Raw genomic sequence first — 14,297 nt, 5'->3', positions numbered from 1 at the left:
GTTGGCGGCGGCCCTGACCGCGAGCATGGGGGCCGGTTCCCCCGCCGTCGCAGCCGAGCACCAGCGCACCGCCCCGGGAAAGGTGTGGGACCGGTTGGCACGGTGCGAATCGGGCGGTAACTGGCACATCAACACCGGAAACGGTTACTACGGTGGGTTGCAGTTCCTCCGCAGCACTTGGGCCGCCTACGGCGGTGAGCGCTACGCGCGTTATCCCCACCGAGCCGCGCGCGCCGAGCAGATCGAGGTCGCGAGTCGGTTGCGCGACGCCCGCGGCGGTTACGGAGCATGGCCCTCCTGTGCCCGCAGGCTGGGGCTGCCGCGCTAGTGGGACGTCGCGGCGGGGCCGCGAGCCGTTCCGCGGCCCCGTGTGGGGCGGGAAGTCCAGTGCGGGGCGGGTAATCGCTGTACGGGGAACCGGTAACACTCGATAGTGCGAGGAACCCGATACTGACGATCACGCGCGGTGTCGAGATCTGCGCGTTATGGCGCGTGACGGCCAATGGTCGAACATATTTCGGTTCGATCGTGTGAATTTCACCGATGCCCTGTGCGCTGGGAAAGTCAATTTCGCGTCGGTAACTCAGGTCACAGCGATTTCGTGATCCTTGGCAGCACGCGGATCATCACGCTAGAGTCTCGAACTCGTAAACCGATGACCACGGTCACGGATTACGCCCGCAGTCTTCGCCGGTGTACGTCGGGGTAGCCTGCCCTCGCCGCTCGGAACACGAATTACGGGCGCGACGGTCGGCTGGCGGCGCTGGCTACGGGAGTCGGATACGGACACGAAGCACGAAGGTAACGTGCTCGCGCGTGCCGGTCGGAAGCCGAAGGGGCGGTTTCCCTCCGGACGTCTCGGGCGCGTCTTTCCCGCCTTCGGGAGGTAACGACCCTGTGAACGAACGCGGCTATTTCGGTGAGCAGCCCTCGGGCCACGGGCAGCACGCCCGCCGGGAGAACACACTCGACGGGACGGACTGGTTCACCCCGGCGGTTCCCGGCGAGCGGCACACCGCCGTCGGCGTGCTGGAACCCCCCGAGGAACGGACCGGGAACATACCGCCCTACCCGGCGCAGGATCACCCGAGTTTTCCCCCGGGCGCACTGAGCATCACCCCGCAGGACCTCTACGAGATCCTCGGCCCCGACGTCGAGGACCTGATGGCCGACGCCGACCTCGAGGTCGACGAGCTGATCAGGCTGCTCAACGCCGAGACGACGGTGATGCCGCCGTTGCCGTTGTCCGACTCGATCTCCTCCGAGGACCTGGAAGCGCCCTCGCCGGAGCTGTCCGAGGCGATCGGCACCTGGAAACGACGTTTCCTCAAGGGCGCGGTGGCGGCCGTGATCCTGTCCATCACCGGTGCGGGCGGCGCGGCCGCCGCGATGGACAAGTCGGTCACCGTCGAGGTGGACGGCAAGGAACGCGAGGTCAGCACCTACGAGTCCACAGTGGGCGAGGTGCTCGAGGACGAGGGCATCGAGGTCGACAAGCACGACGCCCTCAGCCCCTCGCTCGGTTCCAAGGTCGAGCACGGCGAGACCATCTCGCTCGACCGCGGCAGGAAGATCGAACTCACCGTCGACGGGCAGACCCGGGAGGAGTGGGTTCGTTCGGTCACGGTGGGGCAGGCACTGCGTCAGCTCGGCGTTCCCACCGACGGCGCCTCGGTCTCCGCCAAGCGCACCATGCCCGTGCCCGAGGAGGGCATGAGCCTGGAGGTCAAGACCGCCAAGTCCATCACGATCGTCGACGGCGGCGACAAGCCCAGGCAGCTGACCACCACCGCCGTCACGATCGAGGAGCTGCTCCGCAAGCAGGGCCTTCAGGTCGACGACAACGACAAGGTCACGCCCGGCTCCGAGCAGCGGATCAGCGAAGGTGCCGAGGTGCGGATCGACCGCACCGGCATCTCGACCGTCAACGTCCGGGAGAAGATCGAGCCGCCGGTCAAGGAGATCGTCGACGACTCGATGTTCAAGGGCGAGCGCAGGGTCGAAAAGCAGGGCACTGCCGGGGAGAAGATCGTCTTCACCCGGGTGACCACCCGCAACGGCGAAGAGGTCAAGCGGGAGACCGTCGGCGAGAAAGTGGTCACCGAGGCCGAGCCCAAGGTCGTGCGCGTCGGTGGCAAGCAGCCGCCGAACAGCGGTGTCTGGGACAAGCTGGCCGAGTGCGAGTCCGGCGGTAACTGGCACATCAACACCGGAAACGGTTACTACGGTGGTGTCCAGTTCAACAAGTCGACCTGGGACGCCTACGGCGGCGACCAGTACGCCGCGTATCCGCACCAGGCCACCAGGGAACAGCAGATCGCCATCGCCACCAAGGTGCGCGACGCGCGAGGGGGGTACGGGGCCTGGCCCTCCTGCTCCTCCCAGCTCGGCCTTTCCTGAGTCGACACCGTTGCCACCTCGGTTTGCCGGGGTGGTCGCGTGGTGGAACCTCCCGTACGGCTCTCGCTGCGGGTCCGGAGACATCGGGTAGTAGCTACACAACGTCTCCGGCGTCCTCGCGAGAGCCGTACGGGGGAACCCGCGGCGGTGCCGACCGCGAGGGTGGTCGGAGTGCGGCCTGCGTGAGTGGTCGGGGTTCGCCCTGCGAGGGTGGTCGGAGTTCGGCCCGCGTCGAAGTGGCGCGGCGATTTCGTGGGAATTTGACGCCCGCCTCCGCCGTGCCGCCCCGGCCTCCCGGCGATTTCGCGAGAAATCGACGCCCACCCGCCGTCCCGGCGCGGTCGTGGGAATTCGGCCTGCTAGTTTCGAAGGTGTGGAGCAACAGCCGTCCGCAGTCCGCCTGCTCGGTCCGGCCGAGGTTCGAGGACTGGCCGAGCGGCTCGAATTTCGTCCCACCAAGAAACTGGGGCAGAATTTCGTACACGATCCCAACACCGTTCGGCGCATCGTCGACACCGCCGGTATCGACTCCGAGGACGTGGTTCTCGAAGTGGGTCCCGGCATCGGCTCACTGACCCTTGCCCTGCTCGGCACGGCAGGCGCGGTGACCGCTGTGGAGATCGATTCCGTGCTCGCCGACCGCCTCTCGGCCACCGTTACCGAGCACGCTCCGACGCTGGCCGAGCGACTGCGGGTGATCAACGGTGACGCGCTGCGGCTGAGCGCGGCCGAGCTCGGCGGTCCCGAACGCGCGCCGACGGCACTCGTGGCGAACCTGCCGTACAACGTGGCGGTCCCCGTGGTGCTGCGGTTACTGGCCGAACTGCCCTCGTTGCGGCACGGTCTGGTGATGGTGCAGGCCGAGGTGGCCGACCGGATGGCCGCCGGGCCGGGCAGTCGCCGTTACGGCGCTCCCAGTGCGAAGTGCGCCTGGTTCGCCGATGTGCGGCGTGCGGGTTCGGTCTCGCGCAACGTGTTCTGGCCGGTGCCGAACGTGGATTCCGGGCTGGTGGCTTTCACCCGCCACGAGCCGCCAGCCGAGATCGACCGCGACCGCGTATTCGCCGTGGTGGAGGCGGCCTTCGCCCAGCGCCGCAAGACGTTGCGTTCCGCGCTGTCGGGTTGGGCGGGTTCGTCGGAACGCGCGGAGCGGCTGCTGCGCGCGGCCGGGATCGATCCGGCCGCCAGGGGAGAACAACTCCACATCACCGAGTTCGCCGCTCTGGCCGGGCTCGCGGAAACCGAATCCTGATCGACAATTCCAAGTTCCCGCCGACCGGAGCCCACCGTCGCTCGATTCCGGTCGCGGTTTTCGTATTCGGCCGAACACCGGTTGTGACCATTCTTTTCGTTTCGTTCCGCCACGAGTGCCAGTGACGAATACGACAAACGGTGGAAAGTGACTCATGTCAACTTGCGTCCAGCGGAATCGATGATGTTTACTCTTCCGCGGAGTCCATCCCGAGCGGCCGAGAGATCTGGCTCGACGACGCCGCAGCAACCACCCGGATCGGGCAGGTGCTACCGCCAGGAACGATGGAGTTGATTTGTCTCTGAGTTCCACCGCAAGCGCCAAGACGCTGCCCGTGGCTATCCGCCTCGGCCTGACGGAGCGTCGTGTCGTCGATCTCGGGCGGCGTACCACTACCGCCTGTCGGCGCCACGTCTGATCCCGTACTGGCCCCTGGTTCCTTTCCACCCGGTCTTCGCGTGCGACCTCGCACGTCCGCGGCCGAGGCGAGCTGAAGCGGAGTTCGATCGTGATCACAGTCGAAAACCTGACCAAGACCTTCACCCAGAGCAACACCCCCGTGGCGGCGCTCGACGACGTGAGCCTGCAGGTGCCGGACGGTTCCGTCTGCGGAGTCGTGGGGACCAGCGGTGCCGGTAAGTCCACCCTCGCGCGTTGCATCGCCCTGCTGGAGAAGCCCGACAGCGGAGCCATCCGCGTGGACGGGACCGATCTCGTCTCGCTGGAGGGCAGCAAGCTCCGCGCGGCGCGGCGCCAGATCGGTGTGGTTCCCCAGGGCGATTCGCTGCTGCGGCAGCGCACGGCGGCCGGCAACGTCGCCCTGCCGCTGGAGTCGGCGAAGGTGCCTGCCGCCCAGCGCCGCAGCAGGGTAGCCGAGCTGCTCGACCTGGTGGGGCTGGCCGACAAGTCCTCGGTCTATCCGGACCACCTCTCCGGCGGGCAGCGGCAGCGGGTCGCGGTCGCGCGTGCGCTGGCGGCGAAGCCCTCGGTGCTGCTCGCGGACGAGCCGACTTCGGCGCTGGACCCCGGTACCACCGACTCGGTGTTGACCGTGCTGGAGCGCGCTCGTTCCGAGCTGGGTGTGACGGTGCTGGTGGTCACGCACGACATGGCAGTGGTTCGACGCATCGCCGATGACGTCGCGGTTCTCGAAGAGGGCAGGGTGGTCGAGCACGGCAAGGTGCTGGACCTCGTTTCCGAGCCGGGCAGCCGGATCGGTTCGACCCTGTTGCCCGAGACCGACCAGGCGAGCACGCTGCAGCTCGACTCCGGCGGGCACGACGTCGTCGCCGAGGTGGTGCTGGTCGGTTTCGCGGCCGTGGGTGCGTTGTTGCCCGAGGCTTCGAGCCGGTTCGGGGTGGAGCTGTCCATTCTCGGCGGTGGACTGACGCGGCTCGGGGACACGCCCGTCGCCAAATTCCGTGTCGGGCTGTCCGGTGAACGTTCCGAGTCCGCGCTGAAGTGGATGATCGAGCGCGATGCGCATGTGCGCCGCGCTCCCGTGAGCGTTGATGGAGTTGCCGCGTGAGTGACGTGACCCCCTGGTCGGAGGTCTTGGAACTGGTACGTCCCGCGACTGTCGAGACCCTCTACATGGTCTTGATGTCGACCCTGGTGGGGGTGGTCGGTGGTCTGCCGTTGGGGGTTTGGCTGCACATGACCTCACCCGTGGGGCTGACCCCCAAACCACTGTTACACCGGGTGCTGGGCGCGATCGTGGACGTGACGCGTTCGATCCCGTTCGTGGTGCTGCTGGTGGTGGTCGGTTCGCTGACACGGCTGCTGATGGGACAGGCTTTCGGCAGCAGCGCGGCGATCGTGCCGCTTGCCATCGCCGCGGTGCCGTTCTTCGCGCGGTTGACCTCCAACGCGTTGCGCGAAGTGGACTCCGCGATCGTGGAGGCCGCGGTCACCACCGGAGCGGGCAAGTTCCGGATCGTGTGGACAGTGCTGCTCAGCGAGGCGCGGGCGGCGTTGGTCGGCGCGGTCGGGGTGACCATGCTCGCGTTGATCGGCTATGCCGCGATGGCGGGCGCCATCGCGGGCGGCGGACTGGGTGCCACCGCGATCCTGGACGGTTACAACGCCTACGACGACCGTGTGCTCTACGTCTCGGTGGTGCTGCTCGGAGTCCTGGCATGGGGGATGCAGCTGGTCACCGACTGGGTGACCAAGTTGGTCGACCGCAGGCGTGCCGCCACCAATGTCTGAGCCCGCCGTTCCCCGGGTGTGAGACACGGCGGTTTTCGCCCTTCCCGGTGAGTTCCCGCGGCCGGACACGTCGAGCCTTCGACCGGGAGCCCTCCACCGGATCGAAAATCGCCCGGAAGAAACCGACAGAACCGAATAATCCGACAGAACCGAAGAAACCGACCGGCCTCGTGGGCCGGTGAGGCGGTGAACGCCGCCGAACCGAGATCCGAAAGGACCTTCGATGCGTACCAAGCTCCTCGCCGCGGTGCTCGCCTCCTGCACACTCGCGTTAGCGGGTTGCGGCGGCGGGTCGGCCGCGCAGGACGACCCGAACGCGGCGATCAAGGTCGGCGCCACCGCGCAGCCGCACGGCGAGATCCTGCAGTTCGTCAAGGAGAACCTCGCCGCCGAGCGGGACCTCGAGATCGAGATCGAGACGTTCAGCGACTACAACAGACCCAACGCCGCCACGGCCAACGGGTCGCTGGACGCCAACTACTACCAGCACAAGCCGTTCCTCAAGGAGTACAAGGAGGAGCGCGGTGGTGACCTGCACTGGGTCGCCCCAGTGCACCTGGAGCCGCTGGGCATCTACTCCAAGAAGATCGACTCGCTGGACGAGGTCTCCGACGGCGCCAGCGTCATGATCCCCAACGATCCCTCCAACCGGGGGCGGGCGCTCAAACTGCTCCAGTCCAAGGGGTTGATCGAGCTCAAGCAGGGCGCGGCCGAGGAGACCGACGTCCGTGACATCGTCAACAACCCGAAGAACCTCCAGATCGAGGAGCTCAAGGCCGCCCAGATCCCGCGCTCGCTGCAGGACGTGCGGTTCGCCGTGGTCAACGGCAACTACGCGCTCAAGGCCAATCTGGACGACCCGCTGGCCCTGGAGTCGACCGAGAACAACCCCTACGTCAACGGGGTGGTCACCAACTCCGAGATGCAGGGTGACCCGCGCATCGACAAGCTCGTCGACATGCTGCGGTCCCAGGAGGTCAAGGACTTCATCAACGAGCAGTACGGCGGCAAGTCCGTCATCCCCGCGAGCTGATCGCACGACCCGCCGGGCCCCGGACGCACGCACACCTGAACGTGCGTGGCACGAACACGTACCCTGGGGGTGTGCTGTCCGTGGTACCGACCCCGATCACCGTCCGGGTCCCGGCGAAGGTGAACCTGCATCTCTCGGTCGGTGACAGTCGCCAGGACGGTTATCACGAGCTGGTGACCGTTTTCCAGGCCCTGTCGCTGACCGACGAGATCACGGTACGCAGTTCCGACGAGCCGGGCATCGAGGTGCACGGCGAGGGTTCGGAAAGCGTGCCGTTGGATTCCGACAACCTGGCCTGGCGAGCCGTGCTCGAACTCGCCCGTGCCAGTGGCAGGGATCCCGACGAGACCGGTGTCCACATCTCGATCAACAAAGGGGTACCGGTCGCGGGCGGCATGGCGGGCGGTAGTGCCGACGCCGCCGCCACGCTGTTCGCGCTGAACGCGTTGTGGAAGCTCGAACTCGGTCGTGACGAGCTCTCCGAGATAGCGGGTCGACTCGGCAGCGACGTGCCGTTCGCCCTGCAGGGCGGTACCGCGCTCGGTACCGGCCGCGGTGAGCGGCTGGTGCCAGTGCTGGCCCGACACACTTATCACTGGGTGATCGCGCTGCACGGCGAAGGACTCGGGACACCGGAGGTGTACACCGAGCTGGACCGGTTGCGGCGCAACTCGGACAACCGCGTGGGCGAGGTCGAACCGCTGCTGGAGGCGTTGGCCTCGGGCGATCCCCGCGAACTCGCCCTGCTGCTGGGCAATGATCTGCAGGCCGCGGCGGTCTCGCTGCGTCCGGGACTGCGGCGGACGCTGCGTGCCGGGGTGGACGCGGGAGCGCTGGCCGGAATCGTGTCCGGCTCCGGGCCGACCTGCGCCTTCCTGTGTACCGACGGGGATGAGGCGGTGCGCGTCGCCGCCGAGCTCTCCGGTGCCGGGGTCTGCCGGACGGTGCGAGTGGCGCAGGGACCCGTTCCGGGAGCACGGCTGGTCGGCGACGAGCACGTCGATCGCCCACCCACTCCGCCGCAGGTGCACGCGTGAGTCCGAGGCGGGTGTGAGCCGGCCGTGGCCGCGAAGCGAGTACCGGGAGCTTCGGCCGCCGGTGCTCCCCACCGAGCACCTGTCCGCTCGCGCACCGCCCCGGTCGTGCACCGCACCGCCCCGGTCGCGCACAGATCCGCCGCGCAATGAAATCGATGGTCCGGACGCGACGTCCGCGGCCTGTTCCGCGCATACTCGAAGTCGACGGAGTGACCAACACTCGATGGCCAACCTGATCAACCTGGAATCGGTCGAGAAGAGCCACGGGGTCCGGCCGCTGCTGGACGGAGTCTCGCTCGGCGTGACCGAGACCGACCGCATCGGGGTCGTCGGACTCAACGGCGGTGGCAAGACGACCCTGCTGGAGATACTGACCGGCATCGAAGAACCCGACGCCGGGCGGGTCAACCACACCCGCGACCTGCGCAGCGCGGTCGTGACGCAGCGCACCGAGCTTCCCACCGACGCGACGGTGCGCAACGCGGTACTGGACCCGCAGGGCTTCACCGCCGAGCACGAGTGGGCCGCCGATCCCAAGGTGCGCTCCGTGCTCAACGGGCTCGGCATCACCGGGCTCGGCCTGGACAACAGGGTCGCCGAGTTCTCCGGTGGGGAGCGTCGCCGGGTCGCGCTGGCCGCCGCACTGGTGCGCGAGCTCGACCTGCTCGTGCTGGACGAGCCGACCAACCACCTCGACGTCGAAGGGGTGCGCTGGCTGGCCGACCACCTGCTGTCGCGGCGTTGCGCACTGGTGATCGTCACCCACGACCGCTGGTTCCTCGACGAGGTGTGCAACCGCACCTGGGAGGTCGTGGACGGTCGGGTGGAGCAGTACGAGGGTGGTTACGCCGACTGGGTCTACGCCAGGGCCGAGCGGGCCAGGATCGCGCAGCAGACCGAGGAGAAGCGTCGCAACCTGGCGCGCAAGGAACTCGCCTGGCTGCAACGCGGAGCCAAGGCCCGGACCTCCAAACCCAAGTTCCGGGTGGAAGCGGCCGAGGCCCTGATCTCCGACGTCCCCGAACCCAGGGACACCGTGGAACTCGTCTCGTTCGCCAAGCGCCGGTTGGGAAACACGGTCGTCGAGCTGGAGGACGTCGACCTCCGGGTCGCCGAGCGCAAGCTGCTGGACAACGTGACCTGGCGACTCGGACCGGGCGATCGGATCGGTCTGGTCGGGGTGAACGGTTCCGGCAAGACGACGTTGCTGCGATTGCTGGCAGGGGAGCGGGAACCGGACGGTGGCAAGCGGGTCGAGGGCAAGACGGTCCGGCTGGCCCACCTCACCCAGGAGCTGCACGACCTGCCCGGTAAGTGGCGCGTGCTGGAGGCTATCGAGGACGTCGCCAAACAGGTCACGCTCGGCAAGTACGAACTGACCGCCTCCCAGCTGGGCGAGCGGTTCGGCTTCGGCAAGGGCAGGCAGTGGACCAGGGTCGAGGACCTCTCCGGCGGTGAGCGCCGCAGGTTGCAGCTGGCGAGGCTGTTGATGGACGAGCCCAACGTGCTCGTGCTCGACGAGCCCACCAACGATCTCGACATCGACACCCTGCAGCAGCTGGAGGACCTGCTGGACGGCTGGCCCGGCACCCTGGTGGTGGTCTCGCACGATCGCTACCTGGTGGAACGGGTCTGCGACAACGTGGTCGCGCTGTTCGGCGACGGCAACATCACCCACCTGCCCGGCGGGATCGACGAGTACCTGAACAGGCGACGCTCGCTGCTGGAGGGTGGGGACCAGGCGCTCGGCAAGCAGCAGCAGGACTCCGGCGGCTCCACCGGGGCCGCGCAGGGCGGGAAGGCCAAGTCGAACGGGCTGTCCGGTGCCGAGGACCGCGCCGCGCGCAAGGAGCTTTCCCGGCTGGAACGCCAGCTCGACAAACTCTCCGGGCGCGAGGAGGAGCTGCACAACCAGCTCGCCGAGGCCGCTACCGAACCGGAGCGGCTGCAGCAGCTGAATTCGCAGCTGCGGGAGCTGCGGGAGCAGAAGGACGACATCGAGTCCCGCTGGATGGAGCTGGCCGACAGCCTGGAGTGAACCCCGGGCGCGGCGATTTCGCGAGAAATCGACGCCGCGAGGACGGTGTCGGTGCGTCCGTTTCGCGAGAAATCGACGCACACCTCGTGGTGGAAGCGTGGATGGGCGGTGGAAGCGGGATGGACGGAGTTTCGCAGCGCGATCCACCGACGGAGGTAACGAGATTCGTCCCGGCACGAAGTAGGCTGAAGCTGTGAGCCACTTCACGGAGATGGTGGCCGCCGCGGCCGCCGCGGATCACGGTCCCGGCACTCGCGGACTGGTCACCGGTGAGCCGGACGCTCCCAGCTGCCGGAGCTGGTGGCAGGTGCGCGAGCGCGCGTTGCGGATGTCGGCCGCGCTGCGTTCCGCCGCGGAGTTCCCGCCGGTGCGCCGTGGTGACGCGGTGGCTGTCCTCGCCGCGAGGCCGGATTCCGTGGTTCCCGCGGTGCAGGCGGTCTGGCTGGCCGGTGCTTCGGTGACGATGCTGCACCAGCCCACGCCGCGCACCGATCTCGAGGTCTGGGCCGCCGACACACTGCGCGTCACCCGGATGATCGATGCCAGGCTGGTGCTGCTCGGCGAGCCGTTCCGCGAGTTCGCCTCGGTGCTGGCCCAGCAGGGCATCCGGTTCCGCGAACTGGATGAACTCTCGCGGGCGGACACCGCGCCGACCGAGGAGGTTCCCACCGGCGAGGACGACCTCGCGCTGCTGCAATTGACCAGCGGCTCCTCGGCCGAGCCCAAGGCGGTGCGGATCACGCACGGCAATCTCCACCACAACACCCGCGCGATCACGGCCGCCGCCCGGTTGTCCCCCGAGCACGACGTGGCGGTCTCGTGGCTGCCGCTGTTCCACGACATGGGCATGGTCGGCTGTCTGGCCGTGCCGATGGCCCTGGGGATGCGGCTGGTCAAGGTCACCCCGGCCGACTTCCTGGCGTGGCCCTCGCTGTGGCCGGATCTGATCGGGCGGTACGGCGGAACCGTCACCGCCGCGCCGAACTTCGCCTACGCCATCGCGGCACGTGGCATGGAACGAGCCGAGCGGGGTGAGTTCGACCTGTCCACGTTGCGGTTCGCCCTCAACGGTGCCGAGCCGGTGGATCCCGACACGGTGGAGCGGTTCCTCGCGGCGGGAGCCGGATTCGGACTGCGGCCGGAAAGCGTTGTGTGCGCCTTCGGCATGGCCGAGGCGACCCTGGCCGTCTCGTTCGCGCCCGCCAACTCCGGGATGAGTGTTGACACCGTGGACTCGGAGGAGCTCCGGTCGCACCGGCGGGCCGTTCCCACCGACGCGGGAACGTCCGGGGCACGCGGGTTCGTGAAGCTCGGCCCGCCGCTGCCCGGGATGGAGGTCGTGGTGGTCGACGAGTCCGGTTCGCCGCTGCCGGAGCGCAGCGTGGGGAGTCTGCTGATCCGTGGCGCGGCCGTGACGCCCGGCTACCTGACGGTGCACGGGCCGGTCGCGGCCACCGACGAGGACGGTTGGCTGGACACCGGTGACGAGGGGTACCTGGTGGACGGGCAGCTGGTGGTGTGCGGGCGCCGCAAGGAAGTGATCGTGCTCGGCGGTCGCAACGTGCACCCCGCCGACATCGAGCGGGCCGCCTGCGCGGTCCCCGGTGTGCGTGCCGGAAACGCCGCTGCCGTGCGCAGGGAAGCCGATACGCGTCGCGAGCACTTCGCGGTGATCGTGGAGTCCCGCTCCGCGGGCGACGAGACCGAGGAACGCCGACTGCGCAAGGAAGTCGCCGCGAAGATATTCGGCGAGGTGGGGGCGCGTCCTTCCACCGTGCTCGTGGTCGCGCCGGGTTCGCTGCCCAAGACGCCTTCCGGCAAGATCCGGCGCGGTGCCGGTGCCGAGCTGCTGTCCTGACCCTCTCGGCGGTGTCCGCCCGGCGGACGGAACCGGTCGGTCGATTCCCACTCGGACGGCGCGCGACTCGCGTCTACCGCACGGTGTGCCGCCGTACGGCTCGGTGGCGGTGGGCGCGGACGGCGGTGTGCACGAGGACCGCGATCGTCGCTGTGAAAAGCAGCAGGGTAGCGGCGTTGAGTTGCCAGGGAACCAGACTCGTGGTGTGCCCGTCGGGCCACACGCAGCGTGTTGTGACCGGGTAGTCGAAGAAGGAACCGCTCTCGATGCGGAGACCGGGTGTCGGCTCCCACGCGGTCGGTTCGCACACGTCTTCGGGCTGGTTGGCGATGCCGGACCACAGCGCGGCGGTGTGGGCGTCCAGCGTCGCCAGCAGCAGCCAGCCCACGAGCTCGACCCTCGCCCCGCTGGATCCGCGTCGCGCGAGCGAGATCCGTCCCGTCGCGAGCCAGTGCAGGAACTTGCCGAGGACCAGCCACGGAGTGCCGCCCAGCAGCAGTGTCGCGAACTCGCTCGCGAGGTCTTCCACGGTTGGACCTCGCTCCTTGATCGACGCACCGGTTCATCGGTCTTCCGAACCGAGGTGCGAGTCGGGCTTCGGGAGGGCCCGGTCGCACGCTACGGAAACCTCGTCCCGGGCGGATCGAGTTCGGGAGGTCCCGATACGCACGTCGGCCCGATCTCCACGGTACGGCAGGAGATCGGACCACCGTGTGATGTGGGGGTCAGAGGACATCAACCATCACGGGGAGGCCGAGAACACGGCCTATCGTCGTACTCTGGTCGTCCTCCGGGACGAGCTCGACAGGTTCCTGCGATTCGTACTCCGCGCCGCGGGGCGGGAACTGCTTGAGTTCGCCTACCAGTTGGGCCGGATTCTTCGTGGTCAGGACAAGAGGTCCTTGCTGTGTTCCACGAGGATCCACCTGTTCCCGCAGTCCTTCTGGCGGGTTCTCGATCGATATGTTCAAGTCGAGGAGCATGCTCTGCACGAATCTCGGCGGGAATTGCTGGGTCATGGTCAGCGAACTGTTCGCGCCGGCGTTCTGTTCGACGCGAACCCGTCCCAGATCCCGCTGAGCCGGAGAACTCTGCCGGGGAGATGCGTCTTCGGGGGAAACCGAGTGCGCTTTCAGATTTCTGATATCGATGGCAGTGGTTTGCCCCGGTGTGACAGGAGGAGCGCCATCCATGATGACCGATCCTGTCAGCGGAATCACGAAATTCTGGTTACCCAGGGAGAGTTCCATGCCGGACGAGGTGAAGGACAGCTTCTCGACGATCTTCGTCGAGCTCGGTTTCTCCATCTGCGGGGTCGCCGGGGCCGTGGCCAGTGCCGCCGGTACGGTCGGTGCGATGGTCAGGGCGACCACCCCGGCCATGCCGACGCTGGCGCGACGAAACATACGACGATTCCACAACACGATTTATTCTCACATTCGAGTCCGAACGGCGCCTGTGACAACCGAGACCTTGGTGAGGGCGTGATGCTCCCGCAAGCAGTGGTCCACTATCGAGAACCCTCGTGACCCTTTCCGGTTACCTGTGAGAGCCTCCCGGAACAGGACTCACCCCGGACGAACGATGTCCGTGCAGCGACGTGAGGTTCGGTTCGCTCGGATGATCCGAAACGGTTCCGCGAGGGGCGTAAATTTCTCGCGAAATCGTCCGGCTCGGCGAGAGTGGTGGTGCGCCCACGGTTGACGTCGATTTCTCGTGAAATGTGCGTGGCTCGGATCGCACAGCGGTGTAACCCCGGCAGCGCAGTCGGGACCCCGGTAGCGCAATCGGCACACCGTCAGTGGAATTCGTTCTGCGCGGCCTCCAGGCCCTCGGCCGCCAGTGTCGACACCGCGTCCGCGCAGCGATCGACGAAGAACCCGAGTTCGGATCGCTCGGTGCGCGAGAAGTCGCGCAGCACGTAGTCGGCCGGATCCATCCGCCCCGGCGGGCGGTCCACCCCGAACCGCACCCGCAGGTAGTCGCGAGTGCCGAGCGACTTGCTGATGGAGCGGAGCCCGTTGTGGCCGTTCTCCCCACCGCCCCGCTTGAGACGAACGGTGCCGTACGCCAGGTCCAGTTCGTCGTGGATCACGATCACCGACTCCGGAGCGACCTTGTAGAACCGGGCGGCTCCCGCCACGGGGCCGCCGGACAGGTTCATCAGCGAGCGGGACTTGGCCAGCGCGACACGGGTGCCGTCCAGTCTGCCCTCGGCGACGTCGGCGCCGGACTTGTGTCGTTTGAACTTGCCGCCGACACGTTCGGCCAGTTCGTCGGCCACCAGGAACCCCACGTTGTGTCGGTTGCCCGCGTACCGCGGTCCCGGATTCCCCAGCCCGACGATCAGTGCGAGTCGGTCCGCGTCTTCACTGTCCCGTGTACTCACGACATCCTCGGATCAGCCGATACCAGAGGGTGTGGCCACCCGAGTCGATCCGTGCGGCCACACCCGTTGTCCTGGTGGA

Annotated in this window: 11 protein-coding genes, 1 pseudogene and 1 riboswitch; of the genes and pseudogenes, 9 read left to right on the top strand and 3 right to left on the bottom strand. The window is 67.9% G+C overall.

The features are described 5' to 3' along the window. Positions 1 to 76: 76 nt before the first annotated feature. The 9 genes and pseudogenes from BM150_RS01790 to BM150_RS01745 all read left to right on the top strand — a co-directional run. Positions 77 to 328, top strand: a pseudogene (locus tag BM150_RS01790) (transglycosylase family protein); the annotation flags it as partial. A gap of 569 nt (positions 329 to 897) precedes the next feature. Continuing rightward, positions 898 to 2,400, top strand: a complete 1,503-nt coding sequence (locus BM150_RS24835) for a resuscitation-promoting factor (protein WP_092922721.1) — start codon at positions 898 to 900, stop codon at positions 2,398 to 2,400. Positions 2,401 to 2,773: 373 nt separating this feature from the next. Next, positions 2,774 to 3,652 carry a 16S rRNA (adenine(1518)-N(6)/adenine(1519)-N(6))-dimethyltransferase RsmA gene (gene rsmA, locus BM150_RS01780; RefSeq protein WP_092922718.1) on the top strand — a complete coding sequence of 293 codons (879 nt, stop codon included), beginning with the start codon at positions 2,774 to 2,776 and terminating at the stop codon, positions 3,650 to 3,652. 201 nt (positions 3,653 to 3,853) lie between these two features. Continuing rightward, a riboswitch (SAM riboswitch) is annotated at positions 3,854 to 3,943 on the top strand. 217 nt (positions 3,944 to 4,160) lie between these two features. Further along, positions 4,161 to 5,180, top strand: a complete 1,020-nt coding sequence (locus BM150_RS01775; protein WP_092922715.1) for a methionine ABC transporter ATP-binding protein — start codon at positions 4,161 to 4,163, stop codon at positions 5,178 to 5,180. Beyond that, positions 5,177 to 5,863 carry a methionine ABC transporter permease gene (locus BM150_RS01770; RefSeq protein ID WP_092922712.1) on the top strand — a complete coding sequence of 229 codons (687 nt, stop codon included), beginning with the start codon at positions 5,177 to 5,179 and terminating at the stop codon, positions 5,861 to 5,863. The genes BM150_RS01775 and BM150_RS01770 overlap by 4 nt, the downstream gene beginning before the upstream one ends. Positions 5,864 to 6,086: 223 nt before the next feature. Then, positions 6,087 to 6,896, top strand: a complete 810-nt coding sequence (locus tag BM150_RS01765; protein ID WP_092922709.1) for a MetQ/NlpA family ABC transporter substrate-binding protein — start codon at positions 6,087 to 6,089, stop codon at positions 6,894 to 6,896. A gap of 80 nt (positions 6,897 to 6,976) precedes the next feature. Continuing rightward, entirely contained in the window at positions 6,977 to 7,933 is a 957-nt protein-coding gene (locus tag BM150_RS01760; protein WP_175496650.1) for a 4-(cytidine 5'-diphospho)-2-C-methyl-D-erythritol kinase, read from the top strand. Between the two features lie 223 nt (positions 7,934 to 8,156). After that, positions 8,157 to 9,971 (top strand): ABC-F family ATP-binding cassette domain-containing protein, encoded by a 1,815-nt coding sequence (locus BM150_RS01755; protein ID WP_092922703.1) that lies wholly within the window; start codon positions 8,157 to 8,159, stop codon positions 9,969 to 9,971. A 193-nt stretch (positions 9,972 to 10,164) separates the two neighbouring features. Continuing rightward, positions 10,165 to 11,829: a fatty acyl-AMP ligase gene (locus BM150_RS01745; protein ID WP_217641295.1), complete on the top strand. Its 1,665-nt coding sequence runs from the start codon at positions 10,165 to 10,167 to the stop codon at positions 11,827 to 11,829. Positions 11,830 to 11,902: 73 nt separating this feature from the next. Here BM150_RS01745 and BM150_RS01740 read toward each other — a convergent pair whose 3' ends face one another. From BM150_RS01740 to pth, 3 genes are all read right to left on the bottom strand, one after another. Beyond that, a complete protein-coding gene (locus BM150_RS01740; protein ID WP_092922697.1) occupies positions 11,903 to 12,358 on the bottom strand; it encodes a hypothetical protein in 456 nt (151 codons plus the stop codon). 196 nt (positions 12,359 to 12,554) lie between these two features. Next, positions 12,555 to 13,235 (bottom strand): hypothetical protein, encoded by a 681-nt coding sequence (locus tag BM150_RS01735; protein ID WP_092922694.1) that lies wholly within the window; start codon positions 13,233 to 13,235, stop codon positions 12,555 to 12,557. A 392-nt stretch (positions 13,236 to 13,627) separates the two neighbouring features. Next, the gene (gene pth / locus BM150_RS01730) at positions 13,628 to 14,218 is read right to left on the bottom strand and encodes an aminoacyl-tRNA hydrolase (protein ID WP_092922691.1); all 591 of its coding nucleotides are present in this window, start codon (positions 14,216 to 14,218) and stop codon (positions 13,628 to 13,630) included. Positions 14,219 to 14,297 lie beyond the last annotated feature (79 nt).

It is taken from the genome of Actinopolyspora alba (assembly GCF_900112765.1).
GTDB lineage: Bacteria > Actinomycetota > Actinomycetes > Mycobacteriales > Pseudonocardiaceae > Actinopolyspora > Actinopolyspora alba.
The sequence above is the reverse complement of the archived record's forward strand: the minus strand, read 5'-3'. Positions and strand labels throughout refer to the sequence as shown.

Bases quoted from the DNA above. Each gene is read 5' to 3' on its own strand.
- BM150_RS01765 (WP_092922709.1), top strand. From the start codon at position 6,087: ATGCGTACCAAGCTCCTCGCCGCGGTGCTCGCCTCCTGCACACTCGCG.
- BM150_RS01755 (WP_092922703.1), top strand. From the start codon at position 8,157: ATGGCCAACCTGATCAACCTGGAATCGGTCGAGAAGAGCCACGGGGTC.
- BM150_RS01735 (WP_092922694.1), bottom strand. From the start codon at position 13,235: ATGTTTCGTCGCGCCAGCGTCGGCATGGCCGGGGTGGTCGCCCTGACC.